General features: G+C 64.1%; 15 protein-coding genes and 1 pseudogene. 5 read left to right on the plus strand and 11 right to left on the minus strand.

Going from position 1 to position 16,437, the window contains the following annotated elements; all coding sequences use genetic code 11:
• Positions 1-2 precede the first annotated feature (2 nt).
• From trbK-alt to P73_RS08960, 10 genes are all read right to left on the minus strand, one after another.
• On the minus strand, positions 3-290 hold the full coding sequence (gene trbK-alt, locus P73_RS08915) for a putative entry exclusion protein TrbK-alt (RefSeq protein ID WP_043869346.1): 288 nt from the start codon (positions 288-290) through the stop codon (positions 3-5).
• 18 nt (positions 291-308) lie between these two features.
• Positions 309-1,076 carry a P-type conjugative transfer protein TrbJ gene (gene trbJ, locus P73_RS08920; protein ID WP_043869347.1) on the minus strand — a complete coding sequence of 256 codons (768 nt, stop codon included), beginning with the start codon at positions 1,074-1,076 and terminating at the stop codon, positions 309-311.
• A complete protein-coding gene (gene trbE / locus P73_RS08925) occupies positions 1,073-3,529 on the minus strand; it encodes a conjugal transfer protein TrbE (protein WP_043869348.1) in 2,457 nt (818 codons plus the stop codon). The genes trbJ and trbE overlap by 4 nt, the downstream gene beginning before the upstream one ends.
• Before the next feature lie 10 nt (positions 3,530-3,539).
• Positions 3,540-3,821, minus strand: coding sequence for a VirB3 family type IV secretion system protein (locus P73_RS08930; protein ID WP_043869349.1), 282 nt, complete (start codon positions 3,819-3,821; stop codon positions 3,540-3,542).
• Entirely contained in the window at positions 3,821-4,153 is a 333-nt protein-coding gene (locus P73_RS08935; RefSeq protein ID WP_043869350.1) for a TrbC/VirB2 family type IV secretion system protein, read from the minus strand. The genes P73_RS08930 and P73_RS08935 overlap by 1 nt, the downstream gene beginning before the upstream one ends.
• The gene (trbB, locus tag P73_RS08940) at positions 4,150-5,097 is read right to left on the minus strand and encodes a P-type conjugative transfer ATPase TrbB (protein ID WP_476727304.1); all 948 of its coding nucleotides are present in this window, start codon (positions 5,095-5,097) and stop codon (positions 4,150-4,152) included. The genes P73_RS08935 and trbB overlap by 4 nt, the downstream gene beginning before the upstream one ends.
• Before the next feature lie 194 nt (positions 5,098-5,291).
• Positions 5,292-5,753 (minus strand): ribbon-helix-helix domain-containing protein, encoded by a 462-nt coding sequence (locus tag P73_RS08945; protein WP_043869352.1) that lies wholly within the window; start codon positions 5,751-5,753, stop codon positions 5,292-5,294.
• An 11-nt stretch (positions 5,754-5,764) separates the two neighbouring features.
• Positions 5,765-7,750: a conjugal transfer protein TraG gene (locus tag P73_RS08950; protein ID WP_043869353.1), complete on the minus strand. Its 1,986-nt coding sequence runs from the start codon at positions 7,748-7,750 to the stop codon at positions 5,765-5,767.
• Between the two features lie 141 nt (positions 7,751-7,891).
• Positions 7,892-8,776 (minus strand): LysR family transcriptional regulator, encoded by an 885-nt coding sequence (locus P73_RS24860; protein WP_245629254.1) that lies wholly within the window; start codon positions 8,774-8,776, stop codon positions 7,892-7,894.
• A gap of 130 nt (positions 8,777-8,906) precedes the next feature.
• A complete protein-coding gene (locus tag P73_RS08960; protein WP_202966943.1) occupies positions 8,907-9,527 on the minus strand; it encodes a TetR/AcrR family transcriptional regulator in 621 nt (206 codons plus the stop codon).
• A gap of 83 nt (positions 9,528-9,610) precedes the next feature.
• Between P73_RS08960 and P73_RS08965 the strand changes: the two genes are divergently transcribed.
• From P73_RS08965 to P73_RS08985, 5 genes are read left to right on the plus strand one after another with little or no spacing between them, the layout of a single operon-like run.
• Positions 9,611-10,645, plus strand: a complete 1,035-nt coding sequence (locus P73_RS08965; RefSeq protein ID WP_043869354.1) for an HlyD family secretion protein — start codon at positions 9,611-9,613, stop codon at positions 10,643-10,645.
• Complete coding sequence (locus tag P73_RS08970) at positions 10,642-12,261, plus strand: DHA2 family efflux MFS transporter permease subunit (RefSeq protein WP_043869355.1); 1,620 nt, start codon at positions 10,642-10,644, stop codon at positions 12,259-12,261. Before P73_RS08965 ends, P73_RS08970 begins: the two co-directional genes overlap by 4 nt.
• Complete coding sequence (locus tag P73_RS08975) at positions 12,251-12,886, plus strand: TetR/AcrR family transcriptional regulator (protein WP_043869356.1); 636 nt, start codon at positions 12,251-12,253, stop codon at positions 12,884-12,886. Before P73_RS08970 ends, P73_RS08975 begins: the two co-directional genes overlap by 11 nt.
• A complete protein-coding gene (locus P73_RS08980; protein WP_043869357.1) occupies positions 12,883-13,890 on the plus strand; it encodes a TetR/AcrR family transcriptional regulator C-terminal domain-containing protein in 1,008 nt (335 codons plus the stop codon). The genes P73_RS08975 and P73_RS08980 overlap by 4 nt, the downstream gene beginning before the upstream one ends.
• A gap of 16 nt (positions 13,891-13,906) precedes the next feature.
• Positions 13,907-14,173, plus strand: a complete 267-nt coding sequence (locus P73_RS08985) for a DUF3861 family protein (protein ID WP_043869358.1) — start codon at positions 13,907-13,909, stop codon at positions 14,171-14,173.
• Between the two features lie 143 nt (positions 14,174-14,316).
• On the opposite strand, the pseudogene P73_RS26690 reads toward P73_RS08985, so the two are convergent.
• Positions 14,317-16,370 (minus strand): annotated as a pseudogene (locus P73_RS26690) (relaxase/mobilization nuclease domain-containing protein).
• Positions 16,371-16,437 lie beyond the last annotated feature (67 nt).

The raw sequence follows: 16,437 nt of genomic DNA on the forward strand, positions 1-16,437 counted from the left end.
GATCACTGTTCCTCGTTCTGTCGCGGAGCGGTCTGCGCGGGCGTCCGGCCAAGAAAGCGGTCGCGGCTCTCGGCCCATGCGGCGAGGCAGGCCGGTTCGCTCGTCGCCGCTACCCCAAGCTGCTGGCACCGGCGGAGCGTCGCGCGGAGCGGATCGGCCGGCGGTTGCAGCGCCAGTGCGGTGCTGACCGGCGCGGGATCGTCCTTGCGGGTCATCTCAATAGCCGTGGCGGTGATGGCGATGGCGACGAATACGACGGCCCCGAGCCGGGCCAGCATCTTGCCGTCCATGGGCGGCTCCTCCCGTGGTCAGTTGTTGCCGTTGAACATTTGCGCGTTGCCCGGCTGGTAGCCGCTGCCGGGGGTCAGGAAGCGCTCGCGCTGGACACGGCCCTGTTCGGCGGCCGTCGCACGCTCGGCCTCGATCAGCGCTTCCGACCGGCCGTTGGCGGCGAGCATGGCGATCAGGTCGGAAAGCTGCTGCGACTGGAGGGCGAGGATCTGATTGCCGGCCTGCGTGGCTTGCAGCGCCCCGGTCGCGCCTTGGCTTTCGCCGACCAGCGCGGTCATCTCGGCGCGGTTGCTGTCGATGTTGCCGACCGCTCCCGCCTGCACCTTCATGGCGTCCTGCAAGCCGCCGACCGTGTTTTGCCAACGGTCGCGCGCATCGGCGACAAGCTGGGCGTCGGTCGCCGACAGCGAGACGTTGCCGTATTGGCTTTGGAACGCCTGGTCGATCTGGCCAACCTCGAACGCGATGTTCTGCGCTTGGCCGAGAAGCTGCTGCGTGCGCTGGACGTTCTGCTGGAGCTGCTGGAGCGAGGAATACGGCAGGCTCGATAGATTGCGGGCCTGGTTGATGAGCATCTGCGCTTCGTTCTGGAGGCTGGTGATCTGGTTGTTGATCTGCTCCAGCGTGCGCGCGGCCGTGAGCACGTTCTGCGCGTAGTTGCTCGGATCATAGACGATGCGCCACGCATGTGCCGGGCTTGCCAGCATGGGTGACAGTGCGACGGGCACGGCCAGGACCGCCGCCGCGATCAACGCGGCGCGAGGGGTCGGGAAACGGATAATCATTGTGTGGACTCCTTTTCAGGCTGGGGGATGAGATTGGTGAGGTTCGGGATCAACTCGGCCGCCCAATCGACGCCGCGCTCGCGCAGCCATGCGGCGAGGAAGCCGTCGCGGCCATGTTCGGCGACGATCTGCGCAATCAGCGTCTGGTCGGATTTGGCGGATGCGGCGCAAAGCGCGAGGCCGACTTCGGACAGGCCAAGCTCGAACAGGCGATTGCCGCGCCGCGACTGGCAGTAGTATTCCCGCTTCGGCGTCGCGCGGGCGACAAGCTCGATCTGGCGGTCATTGAGGCCGAAGCGGCGATAGATAGCCGTGATCTGCGGCTCGATGGCCCGCTCGTTCGGCAGCAGGAGCCGCGTCGGGCAGTTCTCGATAATCGCGGGCGCGATGTTGCTGCCGTCAATGTCGGACAGGCTTTGCGTGGCGAAGATGACGCTGGCGTTCTTCTTGCGTAGCGTTTTCAGCCATTCGCGGAGCTGGCCGGCGAACCCCTCGTCGTCCAGCGCAAGCCAACCCTCGTCGATGATGAGCAGCGTCGGCCGCCCATCGAGCCGATCGCCGATGCGATGGAACAGATAGGCGAGCACGGCCGGGGCCGCGCCGGTCCCGACAAGGCCCTCGATCTCGAACGCTTGCACGTCCGCCGATCCCAAATGCTCTGTTTCGGCGTCGAGCAGCCGGCCATAGGCCCCGCCGACGCAGAACGGCCGGAGCGCCTGTTTCAGATCGTTGGATTGCAACAGCACCGCAAGGCCGGTGATGGTGCGTTCTCCGACCGGCGCGGACGCCAGCGAGGTCAGCGCCGTCCAAAGATGCTCTTTGACCTCGGGGGTGATGGCGATCCCCTCACGCATGAGGATGGCCGCAACCCAGTCCGCCGCCCATGCGCGTTCATAGGTGTCGTGGATACGGGCAAGCGGCTGGAGCGAGACGGAGGTCTCGGAAGCATCGGTCAATTCACCGCCGAGATCGTGCCAATCCCCGCCCATGGCGAGCGACGCGGCGCGGATGCTGCCGCCGAAGTCGAAGGCGAATACCTGCGAACCGGCATAGCGCCGGAACTGCAAGGCCATGAGCGCCAGCAGCACGGATTTGCCCGCGCCGGTCGGGCCGACGACGAGCGTGTGGCCCACATCGCCGACATGGAGACTTAGCCGGAACGGGGTTGAGCCTTCGGTCCTGGCGTAGAGCAATGGAGCGTCGCCTAAATGCTCGTCCCGTTCCGGCCCCGCCCACACCGCCGAAAGCGGGATCATGTGGGCGAGATTCAAAGTGCTGATGGGCGGTTGGCGGACATTCGCGTAGGCGTGTCCGGGCAGGCTGCCGAGCCATGCGTCCACGGCGTTGACGGTTTCGGCCATGGCGGTGAAGTCGCGGCCCTGAACGATCTTCTCGACCAGGCGCAGCTTCTCTTGCGCCACGCGCGGGTCGGCATCCCATACCGTCACCGTGGCGGTGACGTAGGCCATACCCGCCACGTCCGCGCCGAGTTCCTGCAAGGCCATGTCGGCGTCGAGCGCCTTGTTGGCGGCGTCGGTGTCCACAAGAGCGGACGCCTCGTTCGTCATGACCTCTTTCAAGATCGCGGCGACGCTCTTGCGCTTGGCGAACCATTGGCGACGGATGCGGGTCAGCAGCCGGGTCGCATCTGTCTTGTCGAGCAGGATCGCGCGCGTGCTCCACCTGTAGGGGAACGGCAGGCGGTTCATTTCGTCGAGCAGGCCCGGCGTCGTCGCGGTCGGGAATCCCACGATGGTCAGGACGCGGAGATGCGCGTCGCCAAGGCGCGGCTCCAGCCCGCCGGTCAACGGCTGGTCGGCAAGCAGCGCGTCGAGGTGCATGGGCACCTCGGGCACGCGCACGCGATGTCGGTTGGTCGAGATGGTGGAATGGAGATAGGTCAGCGTCGCGCCGTCATCCATCCAACGGCACTCGGGCATGAAGCCGTCGAGCAGCGCCAACACGCGGTCGGTGCGGTCGATGAAGCCGCGCAGCAGTTCCCACGGGTCCACGCCCGCTTTCTCGCGGCCCTCATAGAGCCATGTTTCGGCGCGGGCCGCTTCCTCGGCCGGCGGCAGCCAGAGGAAGGTCAGGAGGTAGCCGCACACGAAATGCGAGCCCGCTTCCTCGAAACCGGCCTTGCGCTCCGCATCGACTAGCGCCGACGCGGGATCGGGAAACATGCTGTCGGGATAGGTTGCGGCTTCGCTACGCTGCGCCTCGACGAAGATGCTCCAGCCGGAGCCGAGACGGCGCACGGCGTTGTTGATGCGGCCGGCGACGGCGACCAGCTCGGCCGCGACGGCGGAATCCAGATCGGGACCGCGAAACTTCGCCGTCCGCTGGAACGAGCCGTCCTTGTTCAAGACGACGCCAGAGCCGACCAGCGCCGCCCAGGGCAGATAGTCGGCGAGCCGGGTGGCGGTGCGGCGGTATTCGGCAAGGTTCATCATGGCCGCGCCCTCACACCGCCAGAAAAGCCGGGATGCGGAGATGCCGCCGCCCGACTTCGATGAATTGGGGATCGCGCTTCGCCGCCCACACGGCCGCGAAATGGCCGATGGCCCAGATGGCAATGCCGACCAGCCAGAGACGCAGGCCGAGGCCCACGGCCCCGGCGAGCGTCCCGTTCATGATGGCAATGCTTCTCGGTGCGCCGCCGAGCAGGATATGCTCGGTCAGCGCCCGGTGAACCGGAACCGTGAATCCCGGCACCGCGTCGAGCTGTTCGAGTCCGCCCGCCATCAAACGAGCGCCCCGCCGCCAAACGAGAAGAACGACAGGAAGAAGCTCGACGCCGCGAACGCGATGCTGAGGCCGAACACGATCTGGATCAGGCGACGGAAGCCGCCGCTGGTATCGCCGAAGGCCAGCGTCAGGCCGGTCACGATGATGATGATGACGGCGATGATCTTGGCGACCGGCCCCTCGATGGATTCGAGGATGGATTGCAGCGGCGCCTCCCATGGCATCGACGATCCCGAGGCATGGGCGGCCGGAGCCATGAAGAAGCTGACATAGGTGACGGCCGCCACCGTGGCGACGTGGCGGCGGATGCGCATGGCATGACGGATCATTCGGGGTCTCCAGTTCTGGTTGGGGGTGCCAAGGGCCCGGGGTGCGTGATGCGGTAATCGCCGTCCGGTCCCAGCCCTTCGACGCGGGCGAGTTCGGCCAGCCGGCGCGCGGAACCGCGCCCGGAAAGGACGGCAACAAGGTCGATGGTCTCGGCGATCAGGGCGCGCGGGACGGTGACGACAGCCTCTTGAATGAGCTGTTCAAGCCGGCGCAGCGCGCCGATCCCTGATCCGGCATGGATGGTGCCGATGCCGCCGGGGTGTCCCGTTCCCCAGGCTTTGAGAAGGTCGAGTGCTTCCGATCCGCGCACCTCGCCGATGGGGATACGGTCGGGGCGCAGGCGCAGCGAGGAACGGACCAGATCGGAAAGCGTCGCCACGCCGTCTTTCGTCCGCATAGCGACAAGGTTGGGCGCGGCGCATTGCAGCTCGCGCGTGTCTTCGATGATTACGACACGATCCGCGCCCTTGGCGACTTCGGCCAGAAGCGCGTTGGTCAGTGTGGTCTTGCCGGTGCTGGTGCCACCCGCCACGAGGATGTTGGCGCGGGAAGAAACGGCCGCGCGTAACGTCGCGGCTTGGTCGGCAGACATGATGCCGGCCGCCACATAGTCATCGAGGCTGAACACCGCGACAGCCGGCTTGCGGATGGCGAAGGCCGGCGAGGAAACCACCGGGGGAAGCAAGCCTTCAAAGCGTTCGCCGCTCTCGGGAAGTTCGGCCGAGACGCGAGGACTGCGGGCATGAACCTCGACGCCGACATGGTGTGCGACCAGGCGCACGATGCGCTCGCCATCGGCCGGCGACATCGTTTCGCCCGTATCCGCCAGCCCTTCGGAAAGACGGTCGATCCAGATGCGGCCATCCGGGTTCAACATGACCTCGACCACGGCCAGGTCTTCCAGAAACCGGGCAATGGCCGGGCCGAGCGCGGTGCGCAACATCCGCGCGCCGCGCTGGATCGCCTCCGGTCTGTGATATGTGGCAGTCATGTCGGCCCCGCTTTCGACGGGGCGCGCGACAGTCGGTCCCCTCATTGGGGTCGATTAAAAGAACCTGATTTTTGGCTGACTCAACAACTATTTACGCGCGTGCGGCCATCGGCGGTGATCGGCGGCAAATAGGACGGTTTGAAAATTCAGGGTCGGTCGCTATCGGGGTCGGACGGCCGCTGCGCGGGACTGTCCCCAAGCGAATCGACATCGCGCGACAGCTCCTTGAGGAACCTGTCTCCGGTGGCGAGCCGCTTGCCGAGGGTCTGAATGAAGCCCTCGAACCGTTCCACGCCTTTCGCGCGGGCGGACGATTGCGCGGTGTCGGAGATCGGCGGCGTGATCGTCAGCCAGAACTGGACGAACAGCGAAAGCGTCTCGCCGAGCACGGCGAGATCTTCGTCGAGCCCGTCCATTTGTCGGCCGAGCCTGTCCAGGCGGCGCGTCATGGCCGCGTCCAGCCGATCCGCCGCGTCGCCGGACAGGAAGGAGGCGACGGACGCCTCTACGATGGCGGACTTTGAGACATTGCGGCGCAGTGCCAGCATCTCAACCTGTTGCAGCAATTCGGGGTCGAAATAGACATTCATGCGGGTTCGTGTGGCCATAAGCGGGTTCCTCAAAGCTCAATGCCGTCATCGGGGTTCATCGACGCTTGCCGGGCGACCGCGCGCATACGCTGACGCAGCGCGCGGGCCTTGGCCGCGTCCAGGTCCGGTTCATCGTCAAGGATGTCGAACTCCCACGCCGGAGACGACGGCGGAACGATTTCCTCATGCTCGGGCAATTCCGGTTCACGGCGGATGCCGGCATTGGCCGGATCGCCCTCGGCCCCGTCTGCGGCGTCCGTCGCGGAACGGCTTTCCGCCGCGACCACGCGGCCGGACCAATCATCGGTCGATGGTCTGGGCGCTAACGGTGCGGGGGAAAGGTCGGGCGGGGTCAGGATGCGTTCCTGCAACCGCACGTCCTCGAAATAGCGCGCCTTGGTGGCGCGGATCGGCGGCGTGCCCGCGACCATGACGATTTCTTCGGTGGGCGGAAGCTGCATGATTTCGCCCGGCGTCATCAAAGGCCGGGCCGTCTCCTGCCGTGAAACCATCAAATGCCCCAGCCAGGGTGCGAGGCGATGGCCGGCATAGTTGGTGGAATCGCGCAACTCGGTCGCGGTGCCGAGCGCGTCGCTCACCCGCTTGGCCGTGCGTTCGTCATTGGTGGCGAAGCTGACGCGGACATGGCAGTTGTCGAGGATCGAATTGTTCTGACCGTAGGCCCGTTCTATCTGGTTGAGGCTCTGCGCGATCAGGAAGCTCTTGAGACCGTAACCGGCCATGAAGGCGAGCGCGGATTCAAAGAAGTCGAGCCGGCCGAGCGCCGGAAACTCGTCCAGCATCAACAATAGGCGGTGGCGCTTGCCGGACGTGTTCAAGTCTTCGGTCAGCCGGCGGCCGATCTGGTTGAGGATGAGCCGGATAAGCGGTTTGGTGCGGTTGATGTCGGATGGAGGCACAACAAGGTAGAGGCTGACCGGCTCCTTGCTGCCGACCAGATCGGCAATGCGCCAGTCGCATCGCGCCGTCACCCGCGCCACGACAGGATCGCGATAAAGACCGAGGAAAGACATGGCCGTAGACAACACGCCCGACCGTTCGTTCTCAGACTTGTTCAGAAGTTCTCGCGCCGATGACGCGATGACGGGATGCACGCCTTCCTCGCCCAGATGCGGCGTGTCCATCATCGCGCGCAAGGTCGCCTCGATCGGACGGCGTGGATCGGACAGGAAGTTGGCGACGCCTGCCAGGGTCTTGTCCTTCTCCGCATAAAGAACATGCAGGATCGCGCCGACCAGCAGGCTATGGGAGGTCTTTTCCCAATGGTTGCGTTTGTCGAGGCTGCCCTCGGGATCGACGAGAATATCCGCGATGTTCTGAACGTCGCGGACTTCCCATTCGCCTTGCCGAACCTCCAGCAGCGGGTTGTAGGCTGACGATCTGGCATTGGTCGGATCGAACAGCAGCACGCGGCCATGCTTCGCCCGGAAGCCTGCCGTCAGCGTCCAGTTCTCGCCCTTGATGTCGTGGACGATACAGCTTCCCGGCCAAGTCAACAGCGTCGGCACGACCAGCCCGACGCCCTTGCCGCTGCGCGTCGGGGCAAAGCAAAGGACATGCTCGGGACCATCATGGCGCAGATAGTCGCGTTCGTAACGGCCGAGCAGGACGCCATCGGGGCCGAGCAATCCGACCGCGCGGATTTCGCGATCCTCGGCCCATCGCGCCGAACCATAGGTGACGACGTTCTTTGCCTCCCGCGCTCGGATGATCGACATGAGGATGGCGGCGGCGATAGCGATGAAACCGCCGGACGCGGCGATGATCGCGCCCTCGACGAAGATCGACGGCGCGTAGGCGTCGAACGAAAACCACCACCAGAAGAAGGCCGGCGGGTAATAGATCGGCAGTCCGATTAGCTCGAACCACGGATTTCCAAGCTGCGGCTGAAAGCCGAGGCGGAAGGCAACCCATTGCGTTGCGGCCCAGGTCATCACCAGAACGATGGTGAAGACGACGGCAATCTGACCCCAAAGGATTCGGCCTCCGCGCATACGGGCTCCAGTCGGTAAAAGAGACGGAGCCGATCAGAGAATAAGCATTTGCGGCAGTGGCAACAGGAAAGTGGGTCCGAGAGGGCTGCCGGATACTTTCGGCGGCAAATAGGATGGCCTGAGGCGGAACGGCCGGCTGCGTCACTCGTGGTGTGGGACGGCGCGAGACGAATCGCGGCAACGTGCCAATTCTCGTGCAAGGGCGAGCATATTGCGGATCGCGGCATTCCGATTGAACGGCGACCAAATGGCGGAAAAGGAAATTGGCTCCGGCTCGTCGGCAATAGGCAGGAAGACGACATCCGAGATTGGCAGCAGCGAGGTAGCCTCCCCGACGATGGTGATGCCAAAGCCTTGGCCGACCATTGATAGCAGCGTGCCGCGCTCGACGTCGAAGCGGTGAACTGTGGCCGGATGCCAGCGCCCGGCGAGACGCAGGACGATATGTTCTTGTACTTGTGGGCCGGTGCCGCCATGGCGAACAAGGAAGGTTTCGTTGACTAAATCGGCCCAAGTGACAGTTGGCTGTTTAGCGAGCCGATGTCTCTGCGGTAGCACCGCCATTAGCGATTCGGTCCATAGCGGCCGGGAATGACAATCGGGCAGCTTGGGTGCACCGGCGACGAACACGATGTCCAGCCGATCGGCACGAAGTTGCATCACAGCATCCCTGGCCGGGCCCTCCGTCACTTCGACCTTTATATGGGGGTGATCTTCACGGTATCGGCCGATCAAGTCTGCGAGAAAGCTGCGGGGTATCAGGGCATGGACGCCTATCCGCAGGCAGCCCAATTCCCCCGATGCGATCATGCCGGCGGTCTTTACGGCATGGTCGAGTTGGTCGACGCCGACCGCGACCTGTTCGACAAAATACCTGCCAGCCTCGGTAAGCCGAACACCCCGTGCGTGGCGCTCGAACAGCGGCACGCCAAGGTCTTCCTCCAGCGTCTTCACGCGGGTGCTGACGCTCGACAGGCTGACGCCGAGCGCTTTGGCGGCGTGGCGGAAGTTTAGATATTCAGCCACCGTTATTGTGTGAAGGAGCGAGGCAAGAGGTATGCGCCCCCGCCGTATTAGAGAATGTTGATCTAGCTGTGGACCCTTGGGGAAACGCCGGCGCATGATCGCGAATACCTGTTACGCTGCAACCAGCCGTTCAGCGAGGTTCCACCCCGTTCAAGAAAAGGTTGACCGCTGAAAGTACCGCCTCCTGCATTTCCTTCTCATCGGGCGCGGGCCGAAGTGCGAGGACAACCTGCAAGTGAACGTTGTCGCGAATCAAAGCCACGAAGTGGCCCGCCGTGCGAATGCAGTCATCGGTATGTATCTCGCCTCGTGCCTTGGCCGCCTCCAGCACCTCGGCGAGCCGGTTCGTGGCCCGATCGGGCCCGGATTGGTAGAACTTCTGTCCAAGGTCCGGATACCTGCTCGCCTCCGCAACGATGGTCCGATAGATGCCGATCAAGGCCGGTGACATGTAGATCGTCATGAGCTGATGGCCGAACGCAATGAGGATGTCGCGCAGGTGTCGGCCTTCGATCTCGTCAATCACGAGAGAAGAAAGAGCTTTTTCAGCAGATGTACTGACGATTGCGGCGAATAGGCCCTCTTTATTGCCGAACTCGTTGTAGATGTTGCGCTTTGATCCGCCGGCGCGCTCGATGATCGCGTCGATACTCGTCGCGGCGTAGCCCTGCTCAAAAAACAACTCAGCCGCAGCGGCGAGCAATCGCTCGCGACGACCCGGTGCGCGCCTTGACTTCGCAGCAACCATCATTCGCCTCACATTCCGAAATATGCTTGACTGGTAACAAGCATTACCATATCTGTCAATGGTAACACTCATTACCGGAGGCCAGCGTGGCGCGGCTCAACAGGAAGAAACTCGTCGGCGGGCTGCTCTGCGCTGCCGCAATCGCTCTTGCGGCAACGGCCTGGATCTGGGTGCGATCGGGCACCGACATCTCGACCGACAACGCCTATGTCCGCGGCGACGTCACGTCTCTTGCGCCTAAGGTCGGCGGCTATGTCACCGCGGTCGAGGTCCACGACAATCAGTCGGTAAAGGCCGGCGATGTCCTCTTTCGGATCGACGATCGGGACTATCGGGCGCGCCTGGCGCAAGCGGAAGCCAATGTTCAAGCGGCCCAGGCTCAACTAGCGAACGCAAAGGCTCAGACCGATCTGCAACAGGCGACGATTCGACAGGCTGAAGCACAGCGAGATTCCGCCGTCGCTGCACTTGGCCTCGCCACCAAGACAAGCGAGCGCCAACGGGAACTGGTTCGAACGAATGCTGTGAGCCAAGCTCAGGTGGACCAGAGCGACGCCGCTCGCACGCAGGCTGAGGCGGGTGTTGCCGCCGCGGAGGCCGCGCTTGATGCGCAGCAAAAGCGTCTCAATGTGCTCACGACCCAGCGCGAGGCCGCGGAGGCTGCCGTCGCGCAAGCGGAGGCGGCACGCGACCTCGCCAGGATTGATCTCGAGAACACGGTCGTTCGCGCCCCAGTCGGCGGCGTGATTGGGAATCGGCAAGTCAGGGTCGGACGGCTGGTGTCTCCGGGCGCGCCGCTGCTCGACATCGTCCCGGTCGATGACGTTTGGCTGGTGGCGAATTTCAAGGAAACCCAGGTCGGCGATATTCAGCCCGGTCAACAGGTAAGCATTCTCATCGACGGCTATCCGGGTCGGACGTTCGATGGCGTTGTGGACAGCCTCGCCCCCGGCAGCGGATCGGCCTTCAGCCTGCTGCCCTCCGATAACGCGACCGGCAACTTTGTCCGGGTGGTCCAGCGTGTTCCGGTCAAGATCCGTCTCGTGAACAATCCACTCCCCGGCCGCATCGTCCCCGGCCTGTCGGCACGGATCGAGGTGAAACAGGGGAGCGGCTCATGACAGCGCTCGCCGCTTCCGAACCGAGATCCGTATCGGGGCAAGCTGGCTGGATGCTGATCGCAGGAATCGTTCTCGCGGCCATCACGGAGGCTGTCGCGAGCACCGTCCTCTCGCTCGGACGCGGCGACATCATCGGTGATACCTACGCCACGCCGGACGAGTTCGCTTGGCTAGACATCGGCTATACGGCGCTCAAACTGATGGGTTTCATCGCCGCGCCATGGTTTATCGCCCGCTTCGATCCGCGCCGGCTCGTACTTGCCTCGACACTCACCATGGCCGCGGCATGCCTGTTCGCCGCATTCACCGTCGATCTTGAAACCCTGGTGGTGTTGCGCGTCCTGCAAGGCTTTTCCGGCGGAATTCTGCTCGTCTCGGGCCAGACCTTGCTCTTCCTCGCATATCCTCGGTCGCAACAGCCCTTCGTACAGGCGCTGTTTGCCATGGGATCGGTGGTGGCTCCCGCGACTCTTGCTCCGGCTCTACAGGGGTGGCTGCTCGACAACCGGTCGTGGACATGGATCTTTTTCGCCAATGCCCCGATCGCCATCGCGGCGGCAGGCTTCCTCTTGATGGCGAACGAGCGGTCCCTCCCGCCATTGCCGAGACGGCGCTTCGACTGGCTGGGCTTCGTGTTGCTCTCAGGAACCCTCGCCTGTGTCGCATACATTTGCAGCCAGGGAAGTCGCTGGGACTGGTTCGAGGAATCCAGGATAGTCTGGCTGACGGGTGCCGCCGCCGCGACATTCCTGGCATTTGCCGCGCGAGAGCTCGCCGCCGGAGATCGAACTCTCTTCGACTTCGGCGCTTTCCGGACCGACGACTTCACCTTTGCCTTCGTTGTCAGCTTCGTCGCAGGCGCCGCCCTCTTTGGAAGTGCTTTCCTCATCCCCTCATTCGCCGTGTCCGTTCTGGCGTTCACGCCGACTGATGCCGGACAACTCCTGTTTCCGAGCGGCGGCCTGTTCATCGCGGCATTGGTCCTGGCAGCTTTTCTCATGCAAGCGGGGAAGATTCCTCCGATCGCGACGGTGCCGTTCGGCATTCTCTTGATCATGATCGCAATGTGGATGCTCTCCGGCTCGACGAGCCAGAGCGGTTCGAACGACATGATGCTCGCAATCCTCCTGCGGGGATTGGGGCTCGGCTTCCTATTCCTTTCGATCCAGCTCATCGCCTTCTGCGGCCTCCCGAACCAGAGCCTGGCGTCTGGCATCGGCTTGTTCAACGCCGGGCGCCAGTTAGGGGGGTTGATAGGTGTGGCGGCGCTCCAGACGCTTATCGAGCATCACAGCGCGGGAAATCAGGCCGTACTCGGCGCGCATATCACCGCCGGCACGCCGGCCGTCACGGAGCGTATCGCCACCACAACGTCAATGCTTGTCGGCAGAGGAATGGACGCTGCCGCCGCAGGCAAGGCTGCGTTGATGCTTCTGGGTCGCACCGTCGGCGTTCAATCGACCGTTATCGCATTCGATACGGCCTTCAACGCCATTGCTCTGCTCTTCGTTGTGGCCGCACCGTTGCTCATCGCCATCAAGATCGCTCTCTCCCGCGCGGCAAAGGCGCACCGCCGGCGGTCCTCAACATCGGAAGGAACTCGACTTGGACGATGAAGGCATTGAGCGGCCTGAGAACGGACGCATAAAGCGCGGCGACATGCTGCAAAGGCTGAGTGCGAGCCTGAATGACGCGGGCGGCACTGTCATCGGCATCGATCGGATCATTGAGCGCAGCGGATATTCCAGGCCTGACATCCTCTTCACGTTCGGCAGCATCGACGACCTCCTCGTCACGATAGCGGAGCGTAAGGCGGCTTTCCTTTCCGCTCCCCTCCGCGACTGCCGAAGGATCGTCAATCTCCAGTCTGCACGTAGTGTTCTGATCGACTTCGGAAAGCTGGCATGGAATGAATACTCCACCTCCATGATCGCGCTTGTACGTTTGATGATCGCGGAAGGCGCCCGCAGCCCCGATCTGAGAAGACGCGTCTACGACGCCGGCCCGTCCTCCGTCAGCTTCGAACTGAGCCAGTTTTTCACCAAGGCGGACGTGGCGGGCGTACTCAAGGTTCCTGAGACGCATCTGGCGGCGGAGCAGTTGCTCGGAATGCTCAGAGAGCCGCTCTATGAGGCGCTCGTGCTGCATCCGGCCGGCTCATCGGCATCTGACGAGGCGGGCGCGGTCGCGGCCAGCGTCGATCTCGTCCTGCACGGCTGCAAGCGAGGGCGGACGCGATGATCCCGGTCGACGATACGGCGCAGACGCGTGCCGGCTGGCTGCACCGCCGGGACAATCCAGAGCTTGAGCAAAAGGCGGTGACGGGCGTTCCGCGAGACCTCGTCAACAGCATCGACGAGAACGGCTCACTCGTCACCGTCCCGCCGGTCGACTGGATCATCTGCTTCGTTCCGGGCCTTCAGGCGCAATGGTGGCATCGCTTCGTGTTCAGCAATCATAAGCACGTCTTCGCAATGCGACCGACGAGCACCGGAAGTTGGCTTCTCGTCGAACCCTGGTGGACGCGCATGATGGTGACGATCCTGCCGCCGGCGGACGCCGTGAAATTCCTGCGCTGGGGCGGCACCGGCGACATCCTCAGAGTCCGCGAAGCGGTGCCGGGAAACGCCAGCCAGTTCCGCGGCTGGTCGAACTGCGCCGTCCTTGTTGCCTTTGTACTCGGCCGCCGGAGTTGGACCTGGACTCCGCAGGGACTCTTCCGTCGCCTGCTTCGGGAGACGTCAACCCGTCGCGAGAATGTCGAAGATCTGCTCGTCGAGCAGTTCACGAAAGTCATTGGACAGCATTCCGCCAACGCGCTCGCCGTAAGCGCGGACCAGCTATCGCTTCCCTTGGAAGAACTTCTGACGATCATCGGGCGCAACCTGCTCGAAGCGATGATGACGCCTTCGCTTATCGAGGTCTGCTACACAGCGATCCTTGAGGCGGAGCGCTATCCCGCCGCCACACGCGTCTATGCGGAACACGGTCCCAAACGCGCGATAGCCGTCATCTCCAGGATCCTAGAGAGAGCAGTCCGCGACGGGCATATCGAACTCGCCGACTGCGAAGCCGCCGCCCGCCGGTTCCTCGCGATGCTGCGTGGAGACATCCACCTGCAGGCCGTCCTGCAGATCGGCCGGCCGCCGACGCCCACGGAGCTCGATCTCAGGGCGCGGACGGCCGTGAAGCTCTTTCTCAACGGTGCGCGAGCAGAGCGCACGGCAAATCATGTCACAGAGTGAAGCAGGAGAATGGGCAATGACCCACCACTATACGATTTCGATTGCTGCCGCCGGTAAGGAGCATGAACCGGCACTTGTCTTTGCCGTCGAGAGCCATGACGACCTCGTCGCGACGGTAGAACGCGTGCGCAGCGCCGACATCGTTTCAGAGAAAGAGGCACCGGCCTTGGCGATCGGACTCAAGCTTTTGGGCGAAGTCATCATCCGGCATCGCGACGAGCCGATGTTCGCAGAATTGTGGAAGACCGTGCCCGGCTTAATCAAGTCTATCAAGGCGCGATAGTCGCCAGCCCCGCTAGCGAACAGATTGGGCAGCTTCTGCTATTTTGCCGAAGGCTGTCGCGCCATCACAGCACGGGAAACGTGTCGCACCGTTTTGTTTCTCGTCACTCTATGTTCCGCGACGTCGTCCGTGGAAGTTTTTACCTACCGGCTCAATCCCCTCTGCCGGCCCAACTGCCACGACACCGATCCGCCTTGCACGACGCCCATCACCTCGCGGCCGATCTGCCGGTCAATGAGCGGCCGCCACGGGACAAGGGTGAACTCGTGGCTCTTTTCGACCACGGCGAACTTGCCGCTGGATAGTTGCACGGTGCCGGTGAACTTGCCGCTGACGTCTCGCCGTCAGTGGCTGCGCGGAACGCCAGCCCCTTGCTCTCCACCATCTCCGCACCAACGCGGGCAACCTCCCGTTCGCGCAGGGTGGCGAGAAGGCTGCGCCGGTAGAATACGCGGCCGTCGCGTGCGCGGGTAGCGTCGCGCTGTTCGATGTGGTGCTCGCGGCGCTGGTCCATGGCTTCGCGCACCTCCTGACCGAAACCCGCCGACGCAAGGTCGGCGGTCTCGCCGTGGATCATCCGGCGGTCCAGCCAAGTCACGCCGTCTGCGCCGATCTGGTTTTCCAGATCGAAGGCCGACAGGACGCGAACGCTAGCCCGCCGGGTGCGGCGGGCATCATAGGCGGCGGCACGGCTCTCGAAGTCCTCGGAGATGCGCCATTGGTCGGCGTCGATCCGCTCCGCGATCCCGGCCCGGCGCAGCGCCTCCAGCCGGCGGACATGGGCATCGACATAGCCCTCGTAGTCGCCGCCCGGAACGCGGCCCTCGAACTTCGCCTGCTCCAGATGCCGGCTCGGCCGGTAAATGCCATCCTCGGCGATTGTCGCAATGGTGCGGTCGGACGGCCGGGCCGTCGCCTCGGCACGTCCGATCTCGATGACGCTGCCGATCCGGGCGTCCTCCAACTGCATGGGGTCGATATTGGCGATGTGGTGCGTGCGCCCGTCGATCCCGTCCACGACCACGGTGAGATTGTCGCCCAGCTCGTTGGCGAGATATTTGTCGAGGACGCGGCCGGTGACAGGCGTTGCGGGTGCGCCCTCATGGATGCGGAAGGTCATGGGATCGCGCTCAAGCCCATCGGCGGCGAGCGATCTTTGCATGGTGCGGATGATGTCGCCGCGCTCGCCCAGCTCGCGCAGGGTCGGTTCCAGCCGCTCGTTCAATTCCCAGACACCGGGGGCATGTTCGGTGGCGAGGCCCATCCGCCCCAGCTTGGAAAGCCGACGCAGGCGAAGCGTGCGCTCGAACTGCCGCTTCGGCTCTCCGGGTTCATGGCGCAGGTCAAGGAACCGCCCATCGGCTTCCTCGACCATCGCCCGGTCGATGCGGGTGAAACGGTCCTGATCTATCTCGGCGGTGAGCTTACGGGTTTGCTCGATCTCGCTGACATGACCGAGTTCCAGCGTCGCCAACTCGCAGGCCCGCTCGCGGATACCATGAACGATGTAATCGCCGTTGATGACCAGATCCTCCCCCAGATCGTCCTTGCCGCGGAGGATGACATGCACATGGGGATGGCCGGTATTGTAGTGATTGACCGCCACCCAATCGAGTCGGGTGCCGAGGTCGGCTTCCATCCGGCCCATGAGGTCGCGAGTATAGGTCGTGAGGTCCGACAGCTCTGCCCCGTCCTCGGGGGAGACGATGAACCGGAACTGGTGACGGTCGTCCTGGCCGCGTTCAAGGAAGGCGTCACCATCGGCTCGGTCTTCGGTGCCCGAGTAGAGCTGGCCGCGCTCGCCGTCACGCGAGGTGCCGTCGCGCTGGATATAGCGCAGATGAGATTGCGCCTTCCGGCCCTTTCCAGGGTGGAGGATGTAGCGCTGCTGCACCATGACGCGCCGCGCGCCCGGCTGGCGGTGGCTCCAGCCGCCGCCGAGATTGCGGGTGCGGACGAAGACCGCGCCGCGCCCGCGCTTCACGCCCTTGCCGCTCGACAGGACAACTTGGGAACCGGCTGGCGTTGCTGGGGTGAACGCCGCCGTTCCGAAACCGACGCGGGGTGAGGTGCGGCGCTGCTGCCGGGCGAGTTTCTTCGCCTGCGTCAGAAAGCTCTTGGCCTTGCCCGCGCGTGGCGCATCGGAGCGGATACGGCCGGGCCTTGGCCGGAAGCGGTTTTCGTCATCGGCGCTCATGGATGCGCCTCCGGCCGAAATCGCGGAAAATCGGGCAATCGGCGGCCATAGTGCCGAACGAAACCCC

Source organism: Celeribacter indicus (assembly GCF_000819565.1).
Taxonomy (GTDB): domain Bacteria; phylum Pseudomonadota; class Alphaproteobacteria; order Rhodobacterales; family Rhodobacteraceae; genus Celeribacter; species Celeribacter indicus.

Coding starts and splice junctions, on each gene's coding strand:
- P73_RS08970 (WP_043869355.1), top strand. CDS start 10,642: ATGACAGCGCTCGCCGCTTCCGAACCGAGATCCGTATCGGGGCAAGCT.
- P73_RS08980 (WP_043869357.1), top strand. CDS start 12,883: ATGATCCCGGTCGACGATACGGCGCAGACGCGTGCCGGCTGGCTGCAC.
- trbK-alt (WP_043869346.1), bottom strand. CDS start 290: ATGGACGGCAAGATGCTGGCCCGGCTCGGGGCCGTCGTATTCGTCGCC.
- trbJ (WP_043869347.1), bottom strand. CDS start 1,076: ATGATTATCCGTTTCCCGACCCCTCGCGCCGCGTTGATCGCGGCGGCG.
- trbE (WP_043869348.1), bottom strand. CDS start 3,529: ATGATGAACCTTGCCGAATACCGCCGCACCGCCACCCGGCTCGCCGAC.
- P73_RS08960 (WP_202966943.1), bottom strand. CDS start 9,527: ATGATGGTTGCTGCGAAGTCAAGGCGCGCACCGGGTCGTCGCGAGCGA.
- P73_RS08930 (WP_043869349.1), bottom strand. CDS start 3,821: ATGGCGGGCGGACTCGAACAGCTCGACGCGGTGCCGGGATTCACGGTT.
- trbB (WP_476727304.1), bottom strand. CDS start 5,097: ATGTTGCGCACCGCGCTCGGCCCGGCCATTGCCCGGTTTCTGGAAGAC.
- P73_RS08985 (WP_043869358.1), top strand. CDS start 13,907: ATGACCCACCACTATACGATTTCGATTGCTGCCGCCGGTAAGGAGCAT.
- P73_RS08950 (WP_043869353.1), bottom strand. CDS start 7,750: ATGCGCGGAGGCCGAATCCTTTGGGGTCAGATTGCCGTCGTCTTCACC.
- P73_RS08945 (WP_043869352.1), bottom strand. CDS start 5,753: ATGGCCACACGAACCCGCATGAATGTCTATTTCGACCCCGAATTGCTG.
- P73_RS08935 (WP_043869350.1), bottom strand. CDS start 4,153: ATGATCCGTCATGCCATGCGCATCCGCCGCCACGTCGCCACGGTGGCG.